This is a genomic window from Streptomyces sp. WMMC1477, from assembly GCF_027460245.1.
GTDB lineage: Bacteria > Actinomycetota > Actinomycetes > Streptomycetales > Streptomycetaceae > Streptomyces.
In genome coordinates this window covers 1-22,965 of record NZ_JAPZBD010000002.1, presented here as the reverse complement: position 1 = coordinate 22,965, position 22,965 = coordinate 1, and the positions used below count along the sequence as shown (strand labels likewise).

General features: G+C 69.0%; 16 protein-coding genes. 6 read left to right on the top strand and 10 right to left on the bottom strand.

The window, feature by feature from the left end; translation table 11 throughout:
* Positions 1–868 precede the first annotated feature (868 nt).
* The 6 genes from O7609_RS00405 to O7609_RS00380 all read right to left on the bottom strand — a co-directional run bounded on the left by O7609_RS00405 (position 869) and on the right by O7609_RS00380 (position 10,220).
* Entirely contained in the window at positions 869–3,778 is a 2,910-nt protein-coding gene (locus O7609_RS00405) for a helicase associated domain-containing protein (RefSeq protein WP_269742897.1), read from the bottom strand.
* Positions 3,779–3,914: 136 nt separating this feature from the next.
* The gene (locus tag O7609_RS00400; RefSeq protein ID WP_269742896.1) at positions 3,915–4,934 is read right to left on the bottom strand and encodes an ATP-binding protein; all 1,020 of its coding nucleotides are present in this window, start codon (positions 4,932–4,934) and stop codon (positions 3,915–3,917) included.
* Entirely contained in the window at positions 4,928–7,015 is a 2,088-nt protein-coding gene (locus tag O7609_RS00395) for a Mu transposase C-terminal domain-containing protein (RefSeq protein ID WP_269742895.1), read from the bottom strand. Before O7609_RS00395 ends, O7609_RS00400 begins: the two co-directional genes overlap by 7 nt.
* A 101-nt stretch (positions 7,016–7,116) precedes the next feature.
* Positions 7,117–7,824 (bottom strand): TnsA-like heteromeric transposase endonuclease subunit, encoded by a 708-nt coding sequence (locus O7609_RS00390; RefSeq protein WP_269742894.1) that lies wholly within the window; start codon positions 7,822–7,824, stop codon positions 7,117–7,119.
* A 183-nt stretch (positions 7,825–8,007) separates the two neighbouring features.
* Complete coding sequence (locus O7609_RS00385) at positions 8,008–8,256, bottom strand: helicase associated domain-containing protein (protein WP_269742893.1); 249 nt, start codon at positions 8,254–8,256, stop codon at positions 8,008–8,010.
* Positions 8,193–10,220 (bottom strand): DEAD/DEAH box helicase, encoded by a 2,028-nt coding sequence (locus O7609_RS00380; RefSeq protein ID WP_269742892.1) that lies wholly within the window; start codon positions 10,218–10,220, stop codon positions 8,193–8,195. Before O7609_RS00380 ends, O7609_RS00385 begins: the two co-directional genes overlap by 64 nt.
* Positions 10,221–10,658: 438 nt before the next feature.
* Between O7609_RS00380 and O7609_RS24655 the strand changes: the two genes are divergently transcribed.
* The 3 genes from O7609_RS24655 to O7609_RS00365 all read left to right on the top strand — a co-directional run bounded on the left by O7609_RS24655 (position 10,659) and on the right by O7609_RS00365 (position 14,191).
* Positions 10,659–12,275 carry a transposase gene (locus O7609_RS24655; RefSeq protein WP_443071970.1) on the top strand — a complete coding sequence of 539 codons (1,617 nt, stop codon included), beginning with the start codon at positions 10,659–10,661 and terminating at the stop codon, positions 12,273–12,275.
* Positions 12,272–13,063, top strand: a complete 792-nt coding sequence (locus O7609_RS00370; protein ID WP_269742890.1) for an ATP-binding protein — start codon at positions 12,272–12,274, stop codon at positions 13,061–13,063. Before O7609_RS24655 ends, O7609_RS00370 begins: the two co-directional genes overlap by 4 nt.
* Before the next feature lie 549 nt (positions 13,064–13,612).
* Positions 13,613–14,191, top strand: a complete 579-nt coding sequence (locus tag O7609_RS00365) for a hypothetical protein (RefSeq protein ID WP_269742889.1) — start codon at positions 13,613–13,615, stop codon at positions 14,189–14,191.
* A gap of 346 nt (positions 14,192–14,537) precedes the next feature.
* On the opposite strand, the gene O7609_RS00360 is transcribed toward O7609_RS00365, so the two are convergent.
* Positions 14,538–14,753, bottom strand: a complete 216-nt coding sequence (locus O7609_RS00360) for a hypothetical protein (protein WP_269742888.1) — start codon at positions 14,751–14,753, stop codon at positions 14,538–14,540.
* Positions 14,754–15,202: 449 nt separating this feature from the next.
* Between O7609_RS00360 and O7609_RS00355 the strand changes: the two genes are divergently transcribed.
* The gene (locus tag O7609_RS00355; RefSeq protein WP_269742887.1) at positions 15,203–16,585 is read left to right on the top strand and encodes a WD40 repeat domain-containing protein; all 1,383 of its coding nucleotides are present in this window, start codon (positions 15,203–15,205) and stop codon (positions 16,583–16,585) included.
* 191 nt (positions 16,586–16,776) lie between these two features.
* On the opposite strand, the gene O7609_RS00350 is transcribed toward O7609_RS00355, so the two are convergent.
* Complete coding sequence (locus O7609_RS00350) at positions 16,777–17,151, bottom strand: hypothetical protein (protein WP_269742886.1); 375 nt, start codon at positions 17,149–17,151, stop codon at positions 16,777–16,779.
* A gap of 156 nt (positions 17,152–17,307) precedes the next feature.
* Between O7609_RS00350 and O7609_RS00345 the strand changes: the two genes are divergently transcribed.
* A complete protein-coding gene (locus O7609_RS00345; RefSeq protein WP_269742885.1) occupies positions 17,308–17,697 on the top strand; it encodes a hypothetical protein in 390 nt (129 codons plus the stop codon).
* Between the two features lie 60 nt (positions 17,698–17,757).
* Positions 17,758–18,744, top strand: coding sequence for a hypothetical protein (locus O7609_RS00340; RefSeq protein WP_269742884.1), 987 nt, complete (start codon positions 17,758–17,760; stop codon positions 18,742–18,744).
* Between the two features lie 28 nt (positions 18,745–18,772).
* Here the strand turns inward: O7609_RS00340 and O7609_RS00335 are convergent, their stop codons facing one another.
* Entirely contained in the window at positions 18,773–19,762 is a 990-nt protein-coding gene (locus O7609_RS00335) for an abortive infection family protein (RefSeq protein WP_269742883.1), read from the bottom strand.
* A 74-nt stretch (positions 19,763–19,836) separates the two neighbouring features.
* Positions 19,837–22,497: a DEAD/DEAH box helicase gene (locus O7609_RS00330; protein ID WP_269742882.1), complete on the bottom strand. Its 2,661-nt coding sequence runs from the start codon at positions 22,495–22,497 to the stop codon at positions 19,837–19,839.
* Between the last annotated feature and the right edge of the window lie 468 nt (positions 22,498–22,965).

The window sequence follows — 22,965 nt, the reverse complement described above, 5'->3', positions numbered from 1 at the left end:
CTTTGTTGCCTGTTCCCGCAGATCCTCGTCTGTGCGAGCTGAGGGCAGCATCGCGGCGACTTGACGCTCGGCACGTGCCAGCAGAGCACCGGTGTTGGACGGGTCCTGACGGATCGTCGCTTTGCCCAGTGCTATGTAGACAGGGTCGTCCATGCCTACACCGAGCAGTCGGGCGAGGGCATCGGTATCCCCTTCCGCCGCAGATGTGAGGACCTGCTGCACACGTTGGCCGCTCGGGACCGAGTCGTCCATCCGTGAGGAACTCGAACGATGCATGCGCGGCCGAGGGGAGCACAGCCCAGCGTTTCAGCACGGTGAGCAGCGCTGACTCGCCCCACGTGTAGTCGGTGGCGCGCACCTTGACTTGGATCGCGTGGCGCAGGGTTCCATCACGTCCGAGCAGTTCGATGTCGACAGCGTCGTCGGTGCCCTCGACCCGAAGACCGCCCAGGTCGGGGTCCTCTAGGACCCCGACTGCCTGGAGCACCCCCTGCGCCTGCTGGTACGCAATACCCCGGACCGTGTCTACGCCGCTCACAGCCCTATGCTTCCACGCCCCTCTGACAAGCCGCGCAGCCGTCTCGGTGCGGCGAGGACGTACCTGAAGCCTGTCCCACCACCCTTGCGTGTGGCATCCAGCGCTTTCGTCTATGCGGATGTTGGTGACTTGACTGGCTTTGTCGGTGGCGGCGAATTGGAGTCCAGACAGTAGCCCTGCCGGTGGCCCGGCGGTCGCAACAGTTAGCCGGCCCTGCACCTGACCGCCCGCTCGCCAAGGTGGACGAAGCCCCCTCGCCCGGGGTTGTAGGGAACGCGACGCGGTCCAGCGCACCTGCGGACTATGCCGCAGCAGCTCAGTCGTGGCGGGTCACGCGGTCGGATGGATGCAGATGCGGGTCAGGAGGTGTTGTTGGTGGGGGTGGAGGAGTGGCCAGCGGTGTCGTTGACTGTCGAGCCAGCCGCGGGTGGCGGGGGTGTGGGCGTGGGTGTGTGCGCGGTGGTAGTTGCGCTGCCACAAGATGGGCCAGGGAGGGTTCCACCAGGGGTCGATCGTGGCGAGTGCTTGCTGGGTGGGGGAGGGGTGGCTGCGTTTCTTCGCGAGTTCGCGCTGTCGGTTGAGCCATTCGCCGAGGGGAAAGCCGTCATGGACGGTCTTGAGCGGTGGGCAGAGGTGGCCGTGCTCGGCAGCCCAGGCGCGGGCATGGGTGAGGGCTTCTGCGTGGGGCCGGGGGCGAGGGCTGGGCGGCCACCGTTTCGCTGTGTGCGCGGTGATGCCGATGGCGTTCAGCAGACGCTGCTGGCCGGGGTGGAGCTGGCGGAACTGCAGGCATGCCCGAGTGACCCAGCTGCCCAGGACGGTGCTCGCCGCGGGGATGCGGGCGACGGGGTCGAACGGCTCGCCCGCGGCGATGTGGTCGCGGGCGCGGTAGTAGTTGCGCTGCCAGACGGTGTCCCAGGGCGGGTTCCACCACGGGTCGATCGCAGCGAGTTCGGCCAGGTGGGGCGAGGGCTGGAGTCCGGCGCGGGCGCGTTGCTTGGCCCGGTTGCGTTGGCTGTACAGCCACGCGCCCAGGGGGTAGCTGTCGTGCCGTGTATCACGGGGAACGGCGAGGTGGCCGTGCTCGGCGTGCCAGGACCGGGCGTGAGCCAGGGCCGCGTCGAAACCTGGCCTCGTATCGGGTCTGTGCCCGCGTCGGCTGTGGGACTCGACGGGATGCTGCGGATCGGCGGAGTGTGGCCGGCCAGGGGGACGTGTGCGGTTCCCCGGGCTTCTTCCTGCCGGCCGCACGGGCTTGTCGTGCACACCCTGGCCCGCGGTCTCGGATCGTGCCGTTAGAGCAATGAGTGGGTGCGTCCGGCGCAGGGCCTGGGCTGTTTCGGCGGTGATGCCGATGTCGGCGAGGAGTTGTCGCTGCTCCTCGCTGAGTTCGTCGTAGGTGGCGCACTGGCGCCACAGCCAGTCGGCGGCGGCAGAGTCGTCGAGGTCCCTGAAGCCGTTCTCGGCCTGGAGGAGGCGGCCCGCTGCGGCATCGCGGGCGCGGCAGTAGTTGCGTTGCCAGCGCAGGTTCCAGGGCGGGCACCACCAAGGGTCGATGACATGGAGAGCCTGTTGCCGTTCGGGGGACAGGACTTTGCGTTGTTGCCGGCTTCGTTGGCCGGCGAGCCACCGGCCCAGCGGGTATCCGTGGTGCACGGTGGTCACGCTGACCGGGGCGAGGTGTCCGTGTTCGGCGGCGTAGGAGCGTGCGTGGGCGAGGGCTTCTTCGGCGGCGGCCTTGAGGTTGCGTCGTCTGGGCCGGGCTTCGGCCGCCGCGGCAGCGTCGATACCGATCTGGGTGAGCAGGCGTTGTTGTTCGGGGTGCAGGAACGGGTGGCGGGTGCACTGCAGGTACAGCCATTCGCCCAGGCTGTAGCTGGTGGTGGGAAAGCCGCTGGCGGGCTCGAGCCCGCCAGCGGCCCCGGCGTGATCGCGGGCTTGGTGCCAGGTGCGCTGCCAGAGGGTGCTCCACGGTGCGTTCCACCAGGGGTAGATGCTGCTCAGGGCGGTGACTTGGTGGGTGGGCATTTTGGTGTGGCGGTTGCGCAGGTTGGACAGCCACGTGCCCAGCGGGTAATCCCCCCAAGCGTCTTCCTTGGGGACCGCCAGGTGCCCGTGCTGTTGGTGGTAGAGGCGGGCGTGTGCGAGGCCATTGTCGAAGGCGCGCTCGGCATGGAGGCTGTGGCCGCGTAGCCGTTTGAGGGGCTCTGGTGCTGGCAGCCCACCCTTGTCGCGGTCACCTCGCGCATCGAGGAGGTCGCTGAGGGGGCGGGGCCGGTGCGACGAGTGGACCTGCCACAGCGAGTGCTGTGCCGTGGATCTCGGGGCGAGGCGTGTACGGACGCAGGTGTGGGCCCAGACGAACAATGGCCCGCGGGTGACGGTGGCGAGGTGGCGGGCGACCCAGGGCCGCTGGAGCTGGCGAGCGAGCTCGTCCAGCAGCGCGGGCATCTCACCGAGACGGTAGGGGAGATGCCCGCGCGCCTCTGCGATGGTCTGTTGCTGCCAGTGGGGGCTGGCCAGGACCCGCGCGATTGCGATGGTTTCGGGATAGGTGATCAGGTCGCGCGCCGCCACTTTCCACCGGTCTGCGTCAGCACCGTCGGCACGAGTGGCCTCAAGACGGACCGGCCACAGCTCTTCCTCGCTCGACCAGGGCTGCCCCCACCAGAAGCCGGTCACGGCGCGTGCGACCTCGAAGGCCTGCGCCCCGGTCGGGGAGCGGCGCAGCAGCCGGACATGCCGCTGCTGGGCCTCGATCACCTCCGGGCACCGGCCAAGGGGCACGGGCAGGCCGCTGGTGCCGGGAACGTACAAGAGCCAGTACTGGTGGCGCGCACACACGCGCTCCTCTGGCGCCAGATACCGGCGTGCGGGCGTGCGGCGCCCGGTGCGGGCGGCAGCGCAGGCAGGACAGGCCGGTCCCCACGCGGCGACGGCCTCCTCACCACGCGTCAGCCGCCCGACCGGGCCGTCCCCGTACTTGCCGCACGGCTCTTCCCGTGTCCATGCGGGCAGGGCGCGCTCGAGCACGTGCGGCGCAACACGGCACAGCGTGGCAACGCGGTTGCGGGCCTGGGCGTTGAGGTGGATCTCGCTGTCCGGGTGCAGCATGCCGGTGAGGTTTTGCAGGCCGCCGACGTCGGTGACGGCGGCGAGGAGATCGCGGATGGTGAGGTGGTAGCGGGCGGCGAGTCTGTTCAAGAACGACAGCGTCAGCTCTCCCTGCAGCGGAGCCACTCGTCCTGCTGCGCCGCAGCCGATGGTGGGCACGACCGCGCCTGACACTGCGGGCCTGCGTCCCCCAAGCCCGCTCCCCGGCGCGCGGCCGTGCGCGGTCATGCTGCGTTGGTGTGCCACGCCGGATGCGATGCTCCTACTCCCGTCGTGCGGGCCGGGCCGGCCGGGCCTGGGTTTCGGCGGCTGCGTCGAGCTCCACCTCGCTCAGCAGCTGCTTGGTGATGCGTTCGGTGCCTTCGGTGATGGCGACCAGGGCGGCTTCGCGGAGGAGGTGAGAGAGGCTGCCGATCCGCCCTGCTGTGCGGGTGTGGAGGTAGGCGGCGTGCTTGACAAGTGTTCCGGGACGGTGTGCACGCAGCCTCAGCAGGTCCTCCACGGCCCGCACGAGGTCGTCCCAGACCGCCCGGTCCTGCTCGGTGGCATACGCCAGCGGTCGGTGGCGGAAGATCTTGAAGCGGCCGGCGATCTGCGCGCCGCGCACTCCGCTGAGAAGTGAGGAGGCCTCGACGTCGATCGCGGAGTACACGAAGGTGGCCGGGATGCGTTCGCCGAGGTACTTGAGCTGGTCGGAGGTTTCGGCACCGGCGCGCCGCTGGGTGTCCAGGAGGTGGACGTCGTCGATGAGGACCAGTTGGGTGCCCAGTTCGCACAGCAGGTCGCACACGGCACCGGTGATCTGGGTCTGATTGAGGCGGTCGGTGACGGGCATGCCGAGGAACCGGGCGAACTCGCTGACAAGCATCTTCGGGGTGGCGGCCGGCGGCACGCTGATGAACAGCACCGGTCTTCTGCCGTCCTGGCCGGGGTGCTGGCGGGCCTCGGCCAGATGGAAGGAACGCCCGAGCGCCATCATCGTGGTGGTCTTCCCGGTCGTAGCCGGACCGGAGATGATCAAACCGCGCCGGGCGCCGGCCTGCTGGCGGCGGTTGACCAGCAACAGTCGGCGTACGGCAGTGAACACGCTGTCCATGGCAGGGGTGCGCATCACGGCGAGTTCGGAGTGGTAGTCCTCGCGCTCCTCCTGGGACCAGGCGGGGTCGGCGGCGTCGCGCGCGGGCGCCGGGGCTCGGTGGACGAAGGCATCCCATCCCTCCCATACGGTCGGAGGGGCCAGCGGGGCGAACCCGACGGCCTTGTGGGAGAGCGGGCTCACCATCGTAGAGATTCCTCGACGGGGTCGTAGACCGTGACCTGGGGACGCCTCGGTGCAGGCACGCCGGCTTCCTGCCCCGCGCCGGTTGGGGCGCCGCTCAGCGGTGTGTGTTCAGTCGGCCAGACACTCAGAGCGCCGTCGTTGGTCAAGGGCTCCTCGTCGTCCTCGTTGTCGTCAAAGAGGTCCTCCCCGGGCTCATCGGCTTCCGCCTCCGACTGCTCGTACAAGGTCGCCCACACCGCACCATCGGTCGCGGCGGTGCGGGCCCGGGCGACGACGACCCTCTCCCGGCGGGTGCCATGTCCGGCGGCGACCCGTTCCAGCAGCTCGCGCAGGGCGAGAGCCAGGTCGTGTTCGTGCTGGACGCGGTCTGCGCGGCGGGCGACGGTGCGCTTGATGTGCTGCCAGGTGAAGTCGGTGAATGGGGCGCTGACCAGGGTGTGGTGGATCCACGGCACCGCCTCCCACCCATATCCGCGCGGCTGGTCGGGCTTCGGCAGGCGTACCCAGACCTGCACGGGATCGTGCGGGTCGTAGTGGATCTCCCACAGTCCATCCGCTGCCGGCGAGCCCTGGCCACGGTAGGGATTGAGAACCTTGTGGTCATAGGTGCGATAGTCGATGCGGATGCCGTAGTCGTTGATCTTCTGTCGCTTCAGGGGCATCAGCTCGATGTAGTCCTCGTGGCCAAGCGGAACCGGGACGTAGCCGCACACTGCGATCAGCGCCGCCCACATCTCATTCGGCGACAGCGCACAGCGAGGCATTATCGGGTGCCGCAGTCCATCGTGCTCACGTTCCTGCCACCCGCAGATGATCCACTCCTGGAACATCTCGGCCAGCTGGGAAAGCGTCCACACCGCCTCCCCCTCGGCGTCCTTTCCGCGCTCGCCGGTGTGCGAGCCCGTGTAGGCGGCCACATGCTGCACGAACAGCGTCTTGATCGAGGAGAAGGTGCGCTCTACGTGCCCCTTGGCCGGCCCATTGCCCGGCGGCGCGGGCTGCACCGAAACGCCCAGCGACTCGCACGCGGCGATGAACGAGGACGAGATGAACACATTGCCCTGGTCGACCACGATCGTCTGCGGCGTGATCACCGGCCGCGCCGCGGCACCTTCCAACCTGGCGTCGACACTCAGCAGCCGCTCATAGGGGACCACCGAGTGTTCCATCGCCAGCGCCTCGGGCCAACCGGGCCGCATCGGCGCCGGCACCATCATCTGCGCCAGCAACTGCGCCGCATCCACACTGCGGGTCCCCTTCGCACGCAGCACCGCTGCACAGATACTGCGGGTGGCCACATCCAGCGCGATCGTGAGTTCCGGGCGCTCTACCACCCCGTCATCCAGCACCACGAAGCAATCCAGCACGGTGCTGTCCATCATCACCAGCTCACCCGGCGCCATCACCGTCGTCGGCACGAACGGAGGAGCCGGCCGCGCCGACCGCCACCGGCGCTGCCGCGCGCTGCCCAGCAGGCCCTGCCCATCAGCCAGAGCGTGCACCAGCCGGTTGAACGCTGCCCTCGACGGCAGCTTCACCACCCCGCTCCCGTACCGCTCGGCCAACAGCCGCTCGGTGTACATCCGAAGCCGCCCCAGCGTCCCATCGGAGCGTTCCCGACCGACCTCCAGCACCTCCTGTACAGCAGCCACCACCCGCTCGTCAGCACGCCCATGGACGGACCGCACCCGGGTGGCCCGGCGATCCACCAGCCCCCAAACCCCCTGCTGGCGGTAACGGCTCCGCATCCGCCGGACCGTGACCGCGCTGGTCGGCATCCCCGCATCCGACAACTCGACCGCCTTTGCCTCCTCCCGCTGCGCCAAGGTCCGCACAGGGTCGTACTCCGCCCGCGGAGCACCCGCTGCGCCGCCTCCATCCGGCCACCCCGTCTCCACCTCCCGCACGTGCCGCTCGCACGCCAGCGCCCGCTCCCGTACTGCGTCAGGCAACGACTCCATCAGCCCCAGCGGCGGCACCCTGGACATGCTTGGCGCATCCAGAACCTCGAACTCCGCATCGGCGAACAGCCGCGACAGCAACAGCGCCGCTACATCACCGCTCTCGGAGACCAACTGCACCTGACCGGAAGCAAGGGCAGCCTCCGTCCAGATACGGCCACCGAACCGGACCCGCGCCCCTAGCTCCACGACCGGCCCGCTCAGCCCCCCGCTGCCCGCCCTCACCGCTCCACCTGCGTCCACACCAGCATCCGCTCATGCATTGCCGCGGCCAGATCCGCCGCGAGCTGTCCCGCCCACAAGGCATGGAACAGCGCGGGAAGCACCAGCAGCGGGTCCCCGATTGCGCGTACGCCATCCCACAGGGGCGCCGGATGGGCGAACGTGTCCTCGAGCGCGGCGGCCAGACGCTGTCCACCGTGGTATCGCGGGTGCCGGTATCGGGCCAGCCAGGTCACATTGCGCCGGTAAACCGGATTCACCGGCCCCAACACCCAGTAACGCCAGCCCACTGCCCCACAGATCTCCCCCACCACCGCCGCGAGGGAGCGCTGGCGCTGCGAAAGTTCCTGGCTGGCCCTGCAGTCGGCCAGCACACCCTCGCCATCAGCCAGGCGAAGCATGAGCTGAGGAGCATGCATGCGCGTCTCACCACGCTCGCGCCACCGCAACTCCAGCGGACGGGCAGCCAGGCCACTAACGCGCGGGTCACGGTCGAGCAGCATCACATGCAGCCGCATTGCTGCGGACCCGTAGTGCACCAGCCGCCCGGTGGTGGCCGACCACCACCACCCCGGCGCCAGCCGCTTGCCTCTACGGATCGGGAACGGCCTCAACGGGGGACAGCGCTCGAAGTCCACCTCAGCGGCGGCCGTCGACCACCTCGAACACACCGTCGTCCTGTCCGCAGCCTGGAACAGCACATCCATCGACTCGACATCGGAACGCCCCAGCCTCGCTTCCTTCCACCCCACATCGTGCACGCAGAGCTAAACGGCCTATCCGCCCATCCGGTAATGGGCGCAACGTGCCCCGGTAGCAAACCTTCGGGACACAGGCTTCAGCCTGGACCGGCGAGCGCAGCCCATTGCGGCTGGGCCGGGGACGGGGACTCATCGCGCCCATGCGAACCCGAGGTCTGCGAGGGCTTGACGTCGGGCGGAGGCGAGCTGGGCGCGGCGTGCCTTCTGGTTACTGGTCCACACCCCCAACCGGACGGCCACGGGGGTCCGGTCTTCTGACTCCGTGCCGTCCTCGTTGGCGGGGTGGAGGACTTCTTCGTGCTTCCTCGGCACCTTCAGGTGGCCTTCTCGGGCGAGGTATTGGCGTGCGGCGGCCAGGCCGCGTTCGAAGTTGTCCATGTCTTTTCCAGGCCGGGTACCGGCGCCGGCGCCTCCCCATGCGCTGCGCCGTCAGCGGCTCCGGCTGTCGGCGTGGGGGCGGCGGGGATGCCGAGCCGTTCCAGCAGCTCCCGTTGTCCGGCCACCAGATGCGCCCAGCCAGCCGGTGAAGTCTGCCGCTGCAACCAGGTGCCGACGTCGATCCCGTTCACCCGCACCCCCGGCGGCACGTTCGGGGTGCCGTCTTCGCCGTGGAGGAGGTAGGCGAGGGCGGCGTAGCGGCGTTGCCAGGAGACCGTCCATTCCGGTTTCCAGTGCTCGTCGATTTCCCGCAGCGCTCTGTCCCGCTCATCCGTCACCGCCATGACGCCCTTACGGAGATTCTCCAGCCATTGCCCGACGGCGAATCCGTCCATTACTGCGTCGCGTGGTGCGCACAGCGTGCCGTATTCCTCGAAATAGGCACGGGCTGCGAGGAGCCCGTGCTGGAATCGTGCGTCGGCGACGTCCCAGACCATGCCGAGTTCGTCCAGCAACTCCCACCGGTGCGGACGCAGCACCCCATCAGAGAAGGCACGCCGCTGCTCGCTGACCCACTGCCCGACCGGATACGCCCTGCGCCCACCTCTGCCCGCGGTGTCGCCGGCGTCCACGTGGATGACGGCGCCGGTCGGCACGTGGGCGTCGCCGTGCCGGTCCACCCATTCCCGCAGGGCTTCGTAGCCGGTCAGCCAGATCTCACTGTCGGGCTGGATGACGCGGGTGCGCAGCCAGCGGGCGATGACGGCCGGGTCCCGCGGCTGGGAGAACCGCAGCAAGGGCACCTCCGCACCCTCGCCGGCCGCCGCGCCCCGCCCCTCGTCCTGCTGCTCCTCGTCCCGCTCGCCGTCGCCCGGCTGCTCCGGGCCGTCCTCGCCCTGGCCGACTTCGCCCCGCTGCGCCTGGCCGTCGTCCGGCTGCTCCTGGTCGTGGTCGTCGGTCCCGCCCGCGTGGTGGCTGGCCTTGGTGGGTTTCGGGGCGTGCGGGTCGAGTTCGAGGACGTTGGTGGGTTGGCCGGATGCGGTGCGGGTGGCGAGCATGAGTCGTTGGGCGATGCGGGCATCATGAGAACGCAGGCCCTGCAGGATTTGGGCCAGGGGGCGGTACGCCCCGGAGGTCATCATCGCCTCGGGCCGCTCGCCGGGCGCGAGGTAGATGGGGACGATGATGCGGGCGACTTTGCCTTCGCCGGGTTCCTGTCTCAGTGCGCGGCCGAGGATTTGCACGATCTGGACGGGGGAGGAGCGTGGGTCGGCGAGGACGACGCCGTCGACGCCGGCGCGGCCGCGGATGTCGACGCCTTCGGCGAGGACTTGGCAGGAGGCGAGGATCTGTGCGTCGGCGACCCATCCGTCGTCGGTGATGCCGTCGGCGAACCGCCCGAGCACTTCTCGCCGGTAGGTGGCGGGATGTTCTCCGGACAGCCACTCCGACCCCACTCGGGCTGGGTAGGAGGCTGGGTCGCCGGCGTGGAGTTCGGCGGCTGTGCCGGGCAGGGAGCGGGCCATGGCCATGGCGGCCAGTGTTGTGGAGTGGAAGGTGAGCAGGGACCGGCCGCCGACGTCGTCCAGGTGGGTCAGCAGTGCGGCCTGCAGCGCGGCCAGGCGCCGCCCCTGCACTTCCTCAGCGTCTGCCTCCGGGCCGGGTGCCTGGGGGTCGGTGATCTCCAGGACGTCGATCTCCCACCGCGCCAGCAACCCCCTCTCGACACTTTCCATCAACTCCAGCTCGAACAGCATCGGCCCGTACAGCGCCTCGTTGTCCATCGAGGCCACCAGACGGCCCTCCCCGCCGGACGCCGGCGGCGCCTCCCACAGCCGCGGCGTCGCCGTCATGAACAGCCGGCGTGCCGTCGGCACCCGCTGCTGATCCAGCGCCGCCGCCCACGACTTCCCCAGATCACCCGACGTACGGTGCGCCTCATCCACCACCAGCAGGTCAAACACCGGCAGAAAAGGACCCGTGAAGCCTTCACCGGACACAGCCCGCTCCAGCACCCCACGCCGCGCCCTGTTAGGCGCCAGTTGTTTGTCAGTGGTCGGGTGTCACTTGGTTTCAGTGGTCGGGTGGGTGGTTTGTGCTGGTCGGGGTGGTGGGGTGGTGTCGCGGGTGTGCTGAAGGTTGGTGTCGTTTCTCGCTGAAGTTTGTGTGTCGTGTTGGAAAGCATGTGGGTGGCAGGCGGTGTGAGGGGATTTCAGTAGTCATGCCGTGCTGAAACGTTGTGCTGCCGGTTTGCACTGTTTCGTGTGCTGTCGGCTGGTGTGCGGGTTGGTGTCGTGCGGGGGTGGACAGGGTGGGCTCGTCAGTGGTGACCCCCGGGGTTCATAGGGGGGTGTCGTCTGAAGGAGTGGGTGGTGGGTGGTCAGGACCACTGTGCTGAAGCTATGTCGGTTCTGGTGTCGCGGTCGGGGGCTGTGGCGCGGTTGATGGCGCTGGATGGCCGGGGTGAGTTGACGTCTGCTCATGTACGGCTGGTGGCTGGCGCCGTGGGGGTGTCTGAGCGGACCGTGTGGAACTGGGTGGCCGTGGCGCGGCGGGAGGGTCGTTTGACAGCCCGGGTGCGGGCGTCGGTGATGGTGACCCCGAGGACCAGGGCGTTGTTGGCACTGTGGGGTGGCAATGTGGCCGCGGTGCACCGGCAGCTTGTGGCTGAGGCGGAGGGTGATCCGGGCGCGGTCGTGCCGTCTTTGCGTGCGCTGCAGCGGGCGGTGGCACGGGAGTTGTCGGCGGGGGAGCGGGCTGGGCTGCGGGGAGGGGAGCGGGAGCGGCGGCGGTATGACGTGTTCGGGCGCCGGCCGCGGCAGTGGCGGAACGCCTGCTGGGAGGGAGACCACAAGCGCGCCCCGGTGCGGGTGGATGTCGAGGGTGGTGCGCAGTGCCCGTGGATCACGTGGTTCATCGACTGTGCGACGAGAGCGGTCACGGGGGTTGCGGTCACGCCCCACCAGCCGTCTCGGGATGCGGTCCTGGCCGCGTTGCGTGTTGGGATCAGCCGCGTGGAGCCTTTCCCTTTCGGCGGCCTGCCGTCGCTGGTACGGGTTGACCGCGGTAAGGAATTCCTGTGCAAGACGGTCACCCAGGCTCTGGGGAACTTCGCTGTTCCGGTGTATGACCTGCCGCCCTACAGCCCTCATCTGAAAGGCACGATCGAGCAGCTGAACGACGCGGTGGAGGAGATGCTGCTGGTCTCCCTTCCCGGCTACACCCGCCGCGCACGCCCGGCCGGCTCCCGCAAGGGTGAGGGCTCGACGCCGCTGCTGTCCTTCGCCGCGTTCGTCGAGGTGCTGCTGGACTGGGTGCGCTGGTGGAATACCCAGCATCACCCTGCGGGACTGGGAGGCGAGATCACTCCGCAGCAGGCGTGGGAGGCCGACCCCACCCCGATCGAGGACGTGCCGGCCCAGCACCTGGCGTACTTCGCGCTCGAGGACGACGGTAGGACGCGAAAGATCTCAACCAGTGGCGTCACCTGGCGCCGCCGCGCCTACATCGCGCCGTGGATGGTCGGCCACGTCGGCACCAGGGTGAGGGTGCGGCACCTTCCCCACGACGACGTACAGATCGAGGTGTTCGACGCGGCCGACCCCGGCCGCCATCTGGGCACCGCGTATCTGGCCGACCAGGCCACCGAGGAACAGCGCAAGGCGCTGACTGCCGCCCGGGACGCTGCAGCCAGAGCACGCCGCGCGGACCTCAAAGCCGCCGAACGGCTGCGACGTACCCGCTACAGCGCCGCCACCACCCCCGCCGCCCCTCGGCGCAACGCCGCGCTGACCGCCCAAGAGGCTGCATCCGAGCTGGATGACGCGCGGGCCCATGACCTGGCTGCCCGGGCGCTGCCGGATCTGGTGCCGCCCCGCGAGCCGCCCCCGACCTGGGCCCGCCCCCGCCGCCCGACCACTGCCGACACCACCCCATACGAGGCCGCCGGGCCCGAGGCACAGCACCGGCATGCGACGGGAGCTGGCGACCCGGCCGCCCGAGAGAGCGAGGACGGATGACTTCTGCCGCGGGCCGTACCGGCCGCCTGCCCAGGGAGCGCGAGGACCACTACATGCGCCTGTCCGGCGCCCAGGTCGTCGGCACCAAAGCCCTGCTACGCGTGCGTGAGGACATCCGGGCCGCGATCGAGGCCAAAGCGATGATCTGCGTCTACGGCCGTACCGGGCACGGCAAGTCCTTCGCCGTCAACGCGTCCCTGCGCGAGCTGGCACCCACCCGCACCCACCGCATCCAGTTCCGTGCCCGCCCCAGCACCCGCGACCTGCGCCACGAGCTCTTCCACGCCCTGGGCCTCCACGGCCGCCCGCCCGCCCACGCGATCGAGTTCGACCGCATGCTGCGCGCGGCGCTGACCGAACCACGGGTGCTGGTGTGCGACGAGGCCCAGTGGCTGTCCAAACTCTGCTTCGAGTACCTGCGCTACCTGTGGGACGACACCGACACCGACACCGACCTGACGATCATCTTCACCGGCGGCAACGGCTGCTTCGAGATGCTGCAAAGCGAGCCGATGCTCGAATCCCGGGTCTACTCCTGGCAGGAGATCAACCCCATGCCCATGGAGGAAGTCCTCACCGTCATCCCCGCCTTCCACCCCGTCTGGGCGGACACCGACCCCGAACTGATCGCCACCTGCGACCGCGAAGCGGCCCACGGCAACTTCCGCGCCTGGGCCAAGATCACCCACCACCTCACCGTCGGCATGAAAGAAACCGGCCGCACCACCGTCGGCGACGACCTGCTGCGCTGGACCTACAGCAAGCTCTCCACCCGCACCCGCGCCTGATGCTGACCTGCCCCCATCCGCCCGCGGTCACCGTGGTGACCGACCCCGGCGACGACGCATCCCACACCCGCGCCGCCCTGCTGGCCCACAACCCCGACGCCGGACAGATCACCATCCACCCCACCCCCGCCACCGACTCCGCCCTCGCCGCGGCCTACGACATCCTCGCCGCCCTCGACAAACCCGTCCCCCTCCCCGGACGCCACCACCACGACACCACCACCCCCTGGGCCATCGCCACCGCCTGGCTCCTGGCCCACCAGATCACCCACCTGATCTGGCTGCGCGCCCACCTCCTCGGCCCACGCGGCTGGCAAACACCTCCTCCAGCTGCGCCGGCGCACCGGTATCCGCCTGAGCCTGGTCTGCCACCGCGCCACCCCACCCCCATCCCTTCACCAAGCGCTGGCCGGCGTTCCCCACCGCTTCGCCGAAGCCCAGGCCGTCCTGCCTCTCACCCCCGGCACCCCGGACCCCTCACCGCCACCCCCACCCCCACGGCGCCCGCTGTCCGGCCGCTGGCTCAATCTGCCCAACCTCCTGCCCCTGATGACCGACAGCCCCGCCACGCACCCCCGCCTGCCCGCCCCCGTGCCGGAGGCCACCGCCGGGGAAGTCGCCCACCGCCTCGACACCGCCACGGCCTACCCCCACCTCGCCGCCCAGCTGGCCACCGCCGTCTTCACCGCCGCCCGGCTCGGCCAGCTCGACGCCACCCGCAGTCGTGGCCTCTCCCGCGACGCCGCGACCCTCACGCTCCCCACCCCCGAGTACCCCGGCTCACCAGGACACCCCCACCCCGTCCCCGCCTGGGCCCGCCCCCTCCTCCAAGCCGCCACCTACCTGCGGACCCTGCTGGAAGACACCGCAGCGCCCCTGTTCAGCCCACCACCCCAAGCCGTCGGCTACACCAACCTCACCGACTTCGCCGAAACCTGCCGACTACGCCCACCTCAACCGTCCCCACCACCCCGCATCCCCTCCGCCCGCCGCATGCCTCAGAAGCAGCACGCCGCGGAAATTCACTGGCCCCTCACCAGCGCCGACTTCCCGCCTCCCTGGACCACCCGGGGGCGGCGCACGATGGCGGCATACAGGCGGGCGACGGAGCCGCCCGCGACGAGGTGACCCGCCGCGCCGGCTCCTCCGTGCAAGCCGATATCGTCGCCTGGCTCTCCCGAGCGCCGGCCTCCCGCCGTGGCCACGCCGCGCATCCTGCCGCCCGCCGGGGCCGCCGGTCCCCTGCCGCAGCACGTCCCCGCTCACGCCGCGCTGCCGCCCGCGTTCACCTGCCTCGCCGCCACGGCGCCTGAGGCCACAGCCGACCTCGCGGCATCCCCCCGCCGCGTCACTGAGCCGCCCCAGCCCCGCGGGTAGCCTGGCATGATCTGCGGCCAGGAGCCGCTCCTGCACGGCGGTTGGCCTCGGCCGTCGGGTCCGGTGCGCCAAGCCGGGGAAACGGTGGGCGTACTGGTCACTCCTCCTGCTTCGCTTTGCGGTCTTGCAGAGATTGGAGCCGTTCCCGGTGCCGTCGGCGGTCTTGCCACCAGATCAGGCGGTCGCGGGAATGCTGCGGGATGACCGTCCTGAGTGCGGTCAGGGCCAGGGTGGCTATGCCCAAGAGCGCAACGATAGGCCAGGGCATGCCCGCGTCGGCCACGGAAAGCAATGCAGTGTCAGCGCTGCTCATGGCCGCTCATCACACGGCTGTCCGGCCGCTGGCTCCCGTTCAGGCATCCGCTGTGAGCGACAGGGAACCTTCCTTCTCCCCGCCTGGAGCGGTGCTGGTCCCAAAGCGCTCCGGCGCCGCTCCGTGGGTGCCGACGCGAGCGTTGTGCTGTCCATGCGGAAGCCCTCCGTGAGGTTCATGTGTGACTGGCCTACCGCTGGACGCCTTGTCAGGAATGAAAGCCCTGCGGGGGCCTGCTTCTCGACGCGTCTCCCGGCCTGGCGGTAAGCCGTGGGCCTCACGGTAGGAACAGCGCCGCTCAGGTGCCGTATCGAGACAAGAACGCCGTACCCGCCCGCACGACAATGTTCCTGCAGGGCTCTGCGCTGCTATGCAAGAGACCTCGAAATTCTGCGACGTACTGCAAGAACATGGCTCTAGCCTGGGATCTCTCAGGGGAGAGGGGGCCGATGATGAAGCCGAGTCAGGGCATCAGGGGTGTGGCGGGGCACTCATTTGAGGAGCAGTTGCGCGAGGCCGCTGCAGAACTGCGCACCCTGCAGGCAGTGCACGGTTCACCGACGCTGGACCAAATAGCTTCCCGCGCTCCGCGCGACCGGAGCCTGTCGCCCTCCGGTGTCAGCTCAGCCCTGCGGGGCCTCTCCCTGCCCGGATACGACTACTTCATGGCCCTGGTGCGGATCCTGATCACCTACGACACTGGAAAGATCGCGCCCCGTGAGCACCCTGGCCTGGACACCTGGCGGCAGTGCTGGCAGCAACTTCGCCGGGCACAGCAGGACCAGAAGATCACCAGACGCGCCGCACCCGGCCCCGGGCCGGAGGAAGGCAGCGCCCTGGCCGCGCAGGTACTCCAGACCGCGGTACGCCGCGGCGAGGGCATCCCGATGCACCCGATGGCGAAGGACACCCAGGGGGTACGGGCCGCCGCGTTCTCACCCGACGGAACCCAGCTGGCCACTGCGCACGGCCCGAGGACAGTACAACTGTGGGACACCGTGACCCAGCAGCGGCAGGGCCCACCCTTGTTTGGGCACATCGACTTCGTCCGCGCGGTGGCTTTCTCCCCGGACGGTCGGCTGCTGGCCACCGTCAGCGAGGACGGCACCGCACGCCTGTGGGACCTCACGACCCGCAACCTGGTTTGCGAGCCGCTCGACGGCCATGGCAATGACCCCCGCACACCCTGGCAGGTGGCCTTCTCCTCAGACGGGCGCCTGCTGGTCACGGTCAGCAAGACCTTCCGGCTGTGGGACATCACCGATCCCGCCGCACCGCGCAGGGTCGGCAAGCCCCTGGGCGCGAACCTCAGCGCCCGCCCGGTGATCTCTTCGGCCGGACTGCTGCTCACCGGTCACACGACCGGGGCCGCTCAACTGTGGGACCCTGCGGCTCCTGGGAAGATCGGCGAGCCGATGCGGGGCCATGAAGGAGCCGTCTGCGCGGTCGCCTTCACCCCCGACGGCCGCGAGCTGGTGACCGCTGGCACGGACCTTCAGCTGTGGGACGCCGCCAGCCAGGAGATGATCCACGAGCCGCTCAGCTGCGACGGGCAGCAGGTGCGCAGCGTTACCTTCTCCTCGGACGGACACGTTCTAGTAGCCGTCACGGGCACGTCGCCACGTCGAAAGACCGATCGGGACCGCAGTTGCGTCATCCGCCTGTGGGACACCGCCACCTGGAGCCCGATCGCTGTACTTCCCGGCGAGCATCAGGGCTCCATCACCGCCGCCGCTCTGGCACCCGACAGCCGCCTCTACGCGACAGGCGGCACAGACGGAGTGCTGAGACTCCGCGTCGTCCCCACAAAACGGATCCAGCACCACCAGTGAAGCGAGACGAGCCTGGCTACTCGCCAGGCTCCACGGCAATGGGTCGGTTCGGACACCGCTCCGCAGCCCGGGACAGCGCGTCCGGCCTCCACCGGGTCCACTGTCAGCTCCCAGCGGGTTCATCGCCGAGGTCGTTGGCGCACCGCTCCCGCCGCTCCGCCGTCCAGGCGTAGGCCCCGAAATCGAACGCCTCAGCGAGGTGCACCAAGATCGATGTCCAGTCCCCGGGACCCGTCCACATAGCGGTCGTCAAAGTAGGAGTACCAGCGGCTCCCGGTCAGTCGGCACCGATCCCCCTGCTCCGGCGCGACCACCGCCTGCTCCAGCAGCACCTCCGCCCTGGTCGAGCACGAGTCGCCGTCCTCATCGATCCAGTGCCGGAACAGGCCCCGGTCATACCCCTCGCGCTGCTCGGCCGCGACCGGCAACGCAGCGACGGCCTCCCGCAGCGGAACACCCCCGGCTGCTGCGCCAGGCTGTCCGGCCGGGTGCGTGGTCGCGGAGACCGGAGCGGCCAAGGGCAGCGTCAGAACCGCCGCAGCGGTCGCGGCCCGCTTCATCGTCATCGTGATCACAGTCGAGCACTGACCGCCCGCCGGTCATCTATGCCTGCGTGCCGCATGGTCCACCTAACCGGCGGGAGGATGCATGGCGGAGAGCGCCGGGTCGCGGACGCGCGAGGCTGTCGGAGCGCTGACGTAGCGTGGGGCTAGGAGGGTGCCATGGCGCTGGACTACGACAGCCGCCGCGCGGCGCGTGACGCGGCCACACAGAAGACGCTCGTCGAGGCGGTGCGCAGAGCGAGTGCGGCGGACGAGAAGCATTGGCTGGAGTGGAAGTCGACCTTGGACTTCCAGCCGAAGAACAAGGCCGACAAGCACGGCCGGGCGCACGTGGCGCGCGCCATCATCGGGTTCGCGAACCGGATGCCCGACGACGCCGAGCAAGACGCCGAGGGGTACGGGCACCTGGTCGTCGGGGCAGACCCGGACGGCTACCACGGAGTCATTGAGCATGATCGGGTCGAGCTCCACAAGTGGATCACCGACTTCGTGGGCGACAGGATCCGCTGGGACTGCACCTACGTGCACATAACCGACGAGGCCGGATAGAGCATCCCTATCCTTGTCGTCACCGTCGATCCGCCTCAGTGGGGAGACCCACTCCACTGCATGCGCAAGGAAGCCTTCTTCGGGAAAGCCAAGCCCCCTCTCGGCGATCAGCCACCACGGGAGACGAGGGAGCGATCGATTCCCGAGGCGGCCGTCTTCATCCGCCGCAAGAGCGGGAAAACGGAGCCGGCGAAGGCCAGCGACATCGACCGGCTCAGCGAACGGCTGAAGCGCGGACACGACCTCCTGGACATCGACCTACACGGCACCGAGGGGGGCATCACACCGATCACCATCCCCGACACGGACCTGGACGAGTGGCTGGAGGCGGAAGAAGGACGTCTGCTCGCCTCGGCACCGTCGCCGCCAGCCCCAGCAGGCAACGCGCTGGAAGCCGCCGCCTCCCTGCGGTCTCTGATGGCGCAGGCAGCCTCCCTTGATGAGCCGGACCCCCGGACACGCCAGCAGTACCTCAGCGAAGTGCGCACCTACATGGGCAGGCTGCGGGCTGCCATACCTCTGACCATGGCCGAGGTTGCCGGCATGCGTGCGGCCAGGCTGCAGCTGACTGTCGAGAACCGCACCCGCAGCAATCTGGCCGATGTTCAGGTCGAGCTAGAGATCCCTGACCACGTCGCCGCGGTTCTCCCTGACGAGGAGCAGAGGGGATGGCGCCCTGAAGCACTGCCGAAGCCCCCCAGGCCCTACGGGCCCACTCCGAGACACCAGTTCCCACAGTTTTCGGCGTTGTCGCACTTCGACATTACTCCAGCGGGCAGCATGTACGAGGAGCCTGAGATCACCGAGACGCCCCAGGGCGTCCTCGTACGGTTCCCAGCCGTGGATCTCCGCCCGGAACGCGGTGCGGACCTGGAGCCGATCGTGCTCTTCACCAAGGAGAACAGCGCCACCCACGAAGTGACGCTGCGCTGGCACGCGACGAGCACAAGCACCAACGGCTCACACAGCGAGGACCTCGCGGTCCCACTGCTGCCCGCTCAGTCGCTCCTCGAGCTCATCCGACGGCCCCCTCCGCGAGACGTGTAACGGCGCCGCCCGCTCGCGGGGCGAGGCGTCACCAGCCGGACGGGCGGCCGTCAGGCGCACGGGATTCGAGGTCGCTGATGATCTCATTCCACCGCGCCTGCCCCCGCTCGGGCACAAATGGCGCACTGGATCGCATCTGGTTCAGTGTGTCTTTGTGCTGCTGCCTGAAGCGGCCGGACCAAGACGCGCTCCTGAGCAGACTATGCAGCTCCTGCAGAACGTCGTCGGGCGCGGAGTGGTGCCCCAGAAGCTGGACGGCGCTGGCTTCGCTGATCGGCGGGTAGGTCTCTACCTGGCCATCCTCGTTGATGAAGAGGCCTTCCACAACACCACGGCGGTAGCCGTCCGGCCACCGTTCTGGATTCTCCGCACACACGTCAATACCTTCGATCCGCACCATGAAGGTCTCTTGTACTGCTCGTCGACCGACAGCGAGACCGAGCTTCCGCTGGTCCATCTTTTCGAGGTCTGGAACGTTCGCTGCCTTCAGCCGCTCAGCAAGCTCTCCTCTCGTGAAGGTCTCTTCCCGGAGAGCGGTGACAAGGGGAACGACAGCACCTCGCAGCACAGTCTGCAGTCGCGCCAGCGCCCATCTCACCCAGATCAGGGATCCGTGCACGCAGGCTTCGACGACCTCGTCGGTGATGGGGTGAAGCACTGCGCGACCGTGCCCCGTGCCGAAGCGATTGCGCATCTCGGCGAGCTGCGTGGCCATCTTCTTGGCCTGTCCAGGGACTTGGCGCAGCGGGTCATTAGCCGGAACATCTGACCCAACGACGTGCTCAATCACCTTGTGAGCCTGGTTGAGCACTTTGCTGTAATCGTCATTATCCGAAGTAACACGCCCGTCAGCGGCGAGGACGACTCGTGCGACGCACTCCACGAGCTCCTTCGCTGAACCAACAATCTGCGGACGGTCATCAGCCTCGACGGCCGTCGCAAGGCGTCGATGATGATCGCAGACGGCGCGCCAGTTCTCTTCCTGGAGCCACTGAGCCCGAGGCAGAGACTCCTGCACCAAGAGACCTATCACACTGGAGAGCCTACTGGGTTCTCCAACGCACGGATCCGATCCGCGGCGCGGCTGCAGCTCTACCTGGCCCATTCGAGTCCGAGGTCGGCCAATGCGCGGCGCCGTTCTGCGCTCAGCTTGGTGCGGCGGCTGCGTTGGTTACTCAGAAATACCCCTGGTCGGACGACTACCGGTGCGTCGCCTGGCTCGGCGGGGTGCAGCACTTCTTCGTGCTGCCGAGGCACCGACAGGTGCCCTTCGCGATTGAGGTACTGCCGGCACGCGGCGAGGCCGCGCCCGAAGCTGTCCAGCGCGTGCAGGTCGGGGATTCCGGGGGTCTCCCGGGCCGCGTGCTGGGTGTCGGTGGCGGGTGCCTGGATGCCGACCTGCACCAGGAGGTCCTGCTGACCGTGGGTGAGCTGCGTCCACCCGGCGGGCGTGGTCTGCCGCCTCAGCCATGTGCCGACATCGTTGCCGTGGACTTGGACCCCGGGCTGGATGTCCGGCGGGGTGGTTTCGCCTTCGAGGAGGTAGGCGAGGGCGGTGTAGTGGCGTTGCCAGGCGACGGGCCAAGGTGGGTTCCAATACGGGTCGATTTCCCGGAGCGCTGTGTCACGGGTTTCGGTGAGTACGGTTCCGCCATTTTTCTTCCGCAGGTTCTCAAGGAACTGTCCGACGGGAAATGAATCGACCGTGGCGTCCTTCGGAGTACATAGGGTGCCAAATTTCTGGTAATAGGTACGGGCAGCGGTGAGACCGTTGGCGAATTTGGCGTCGGCGGTGTCCCAGATCATGCCGAGTTCTTCGAGGAGTTGGTAGCGGTGGGGGCGGAGTGTGCCGTTGGTCAGGGCGCGGCGCTGTTCTTGGACCCAGGATCCTAGGCGGTGCGGGGTGCCGTCGTGGAGAGTGATGATGGCGGTGGCGGGCACGTGGGCGTCGTCGTGCTGTTGTACCCAGCGGGTGAGGGCGTCGTAGCCGGTGAGCCAGACGTGGTTGTCGGGTTGGATGACGCGGGTGCGGAGGAAGCGTGCGATGAGGGCGGGGTCGCGGGGTCGGCTGAACCGGAGCAGCGGCACCCCCGCCCCCGCTTCCGGCTCGGTCTTGGCGCCGAGCTCCGGCTCGCCGGTTTCGTGCTCTAGGTCCTCCCGCTTCCTGTCTCGTTCCCGCTGTTCCCTGGCCGCCTTCTCCTTCTCGGTGTCTGCGAGTGGGTCGAGTTCGATGTTGTTGGTGGGTTTGCCGGAGCTGGTGGCGGTGGCGAGGGTGAGGCGTTCCAGGATTCGTTGGTCGTGGGCTCTGAGGCCTTGGAGGGTGGCGACGACGGGTGCGAATGCGGTGGAGGTCATCAGCTGGTCCGGCTTCTCACCCGGGGCGAGGAAGACCGGAACCACGATCCGCGCGACCTTGCCCTCGCCGGGTTCCTGTCGCAGGGCCCGGCCGAGGATCTGCACGATCTGGACGGGGGAGTTGCGGGGGTCGGCGAGGACGACGCCGTCGACGCCGGCTTGCCCGCGGATGTCCACCCCCTCCGCCAACACCTGACAGGAGGCGAGGATCTGCGCATCGGCCACCCACCCATCCCGGGTGAGGCCGTCCGCGAACCGCGCCAGTACTTCTCGCCGGTATGGGGCGGGGTGTTCTCCGGAGAGCCATTCGGCGCTGACGCGGGCGGGGTACCGGGCAGGCTCGGTGGCGTGCAGCTGGGCGGCGGTCTCTGGCAGGGCCCGGGCCATGGCTATGGCGGCGAGGGTCGTGCTGTGGAAGGTGAGTAGGCTGCGGCCGCCGACGTCGTCCAGATGCGCCAGCAGAGCGGCCTGGAGGGCGGCCAGGCGCCGCCCCCGCGCCTCCTCCGGGTCTGCCTCCGGTCCCGGGGGCGCTGGGTCAGTGATCTCCAGGACGTGGAGCTCCCAGCGTGCTAGCAGCCCGAGCTCGACGCTTGCCATGAGCGCTTGTTCGTGGAGCACTGGCCCGAACAGGCGTTCATCATCCATGGATGCCACCAGTCGGGCCTCGCCTCCGCCCGCCGCAGGTGGTGCCTCCCACAGGCGTGGTGTCGCGGTCATGAACAGCCGCCGGGCGGCCGGGACCCGCTCGTTGTCCAGGGCCGCGGCCCAGCTCTTTCCCAGATCACCAGAAAGCCGGTGGGCCTCGTCAAGGATCAGCAGGTCAAATCCTGGCATGGCGGGGCCGGTGAAGCCGTCCCCGTGCAGGGCCCGCTCCAGGACCCCACGCCGCCCGCCACTGCCTCCCGCGCCACCGGCCCCAGCACCGTCGTGAACGCCTTCAGAGCTCCCCTCAGCGCCGTTCTCGGCGTCTCCACGGGTTTCCTGGGACACCAGGGAGGCATACGTCGCGAACACCGTCACAGGGCCGTCCTGGGCGGCCCAGCCGGCGAGCTGGCCCGCGTCGGTGGTGCACCGCACCCCCAGCTCCTCCAGCAGCGGATCGTCGCCGAGGGAGCACACCGCGATCATCCGCCCTCGGTGGCCGGCTCTCCGCCACGCCTCCACCGTCTGCGTCAGCAGATCCAGAGTCGGGACCAGCACCCCGCACCGCCCGTAGGGCACCAGCCGGTGCGCGGCGGCAGCCGCAACCACGGTCTTCCCCGTCCCCGTAGCCATCACCACCTGCCCGCGCACATCCCCGCCCCGCGCATCCGACAAGCCCGCCAGAATCGCGGCCACCGCCTCTTTCTGATGCGGACGCAGAAAAAAAGCACCAGCAGAACCCGCGCCACCACCCACCGCACAACCCCTTCTCCCAGAAGCCAAAATGAAGCTGGGTCATAAACCTAAGATCCCTCAAAGAGAGGTCCTGGAAAATCCCAATTCCCACCCATGATGCATCGCGCGCAAGAGAGGCACTTGTCAACCTCTCATGATCCTACCCTTCGCCTGACCGAAACCCAAGTACCCCAGCCTGGGCACACGTGTTCCAGCGGTCACCCTGACCCTCAGTCAAGCCGCACCCAACGAGATCCGCCGAGCACCCCGTAGCCTGCCATGTTTGCATCTTAGCCACCCACAACCAGTAGTCGCCGATATAGCGTCACCCCACCACGCATCACTGGGCGGTGAATCGCGGAGCGATTCACACGCTCTTCGCGGAGCGAAGAGCAGGCAATTCCGAAGGGATTGCCGAACCGCATTGCGAAGCAATGCGGTTGACGCCGCGTAGCGGCGTGCGTCGTTCCTGCGGCGCAGGACGCGCGC

What these genes read in the sequence shown, in the direction of transcription:
- O7609_RS00385 (WP_269742893.1), bottom strand. Translation starts at nt 8,256, where the DNA reads ATGGACAACTTCGAACGCGGCCTGGCCGCCGCACGCCAATACCTCGCC.
- O7609_RS00345 (WP_269742885.1), top strand. Translation starts at nt 17,308, where the DNA reads ATGGCGCTGGACTACGACAGCCGCCGCGCGGCGCGTGACGCGGCCACA.
- O7609_RS00340 (WP_269742884.1), top strand. Translation starts at nt 17,758, where the DNA reads ATGCGCAAGGAAGCCTTCTTCGGGAAAGCCAAGCCCCCTCTCGGCGAT.
- O7609_RS24655 (WP_443071970.1), top strand. Translation starts at nt 10,659, where the DNA reads ATGTCGGTTCTGGTGTCGCGGTCGGGGGCTGTGGCGCGGTTGATGGCG.
- O7609_RS00360 (WP_269742888.1), bottom strand. Translation starts at nt 14,753, where the DNA reads ATGAGCAGCGCTGACACTGCATTGCTTTCCGTGGCCGACGCGGGCATG.
- O7609_RS00350 (WP_269742886.1), bottom strand. Translation starts at nt 17,151, where the DNA reads ATGACGATGAAGCGGGCCGCGACCGCTGCGGCGGTTCTGACGCTGCCC.
- O7609_RS00370 (WP_269742890.1), top strand. Translation starts at nt 12,272, where the DNA reads ATGACTTCTGCCGCGGGCCGTACCGGCCGCCTGCCCAGGGAGCGCGAG.
- O7609_RS00365 (WP_269742889.1), top strand. Translation starts at nt 13,613, where the DNA reads ATGACCGACAGCCCCGCCACGCACCCCCGCCTGCCCGCCCCCGTGCCG.
- O7609_RS00390 (WP_269742894.1), bottom strand. Translation starts at nt 7,824, where the DNA reads ATGGATGTGCTGTTCCAGGCTGCGGACAGGACGACGGTGTGTTCGAGG.
- O7609_RS00400 (WP_269742896.1), bottom strand. Translation starts at nt 4,934, where the DNA reads ATGGTGAGCCCGCTCTCCCACAAGGCCGTCGGGTTCGCCCCGCTGGCC.
- O7609_RS00355 (WP_269742887.1), top strand. Translation starts at nt 15,203, where the DNA reads ATGATGAAGCCGAGTCAGGGCATCAGGGGTGTGGCGGGGCACTCATTT.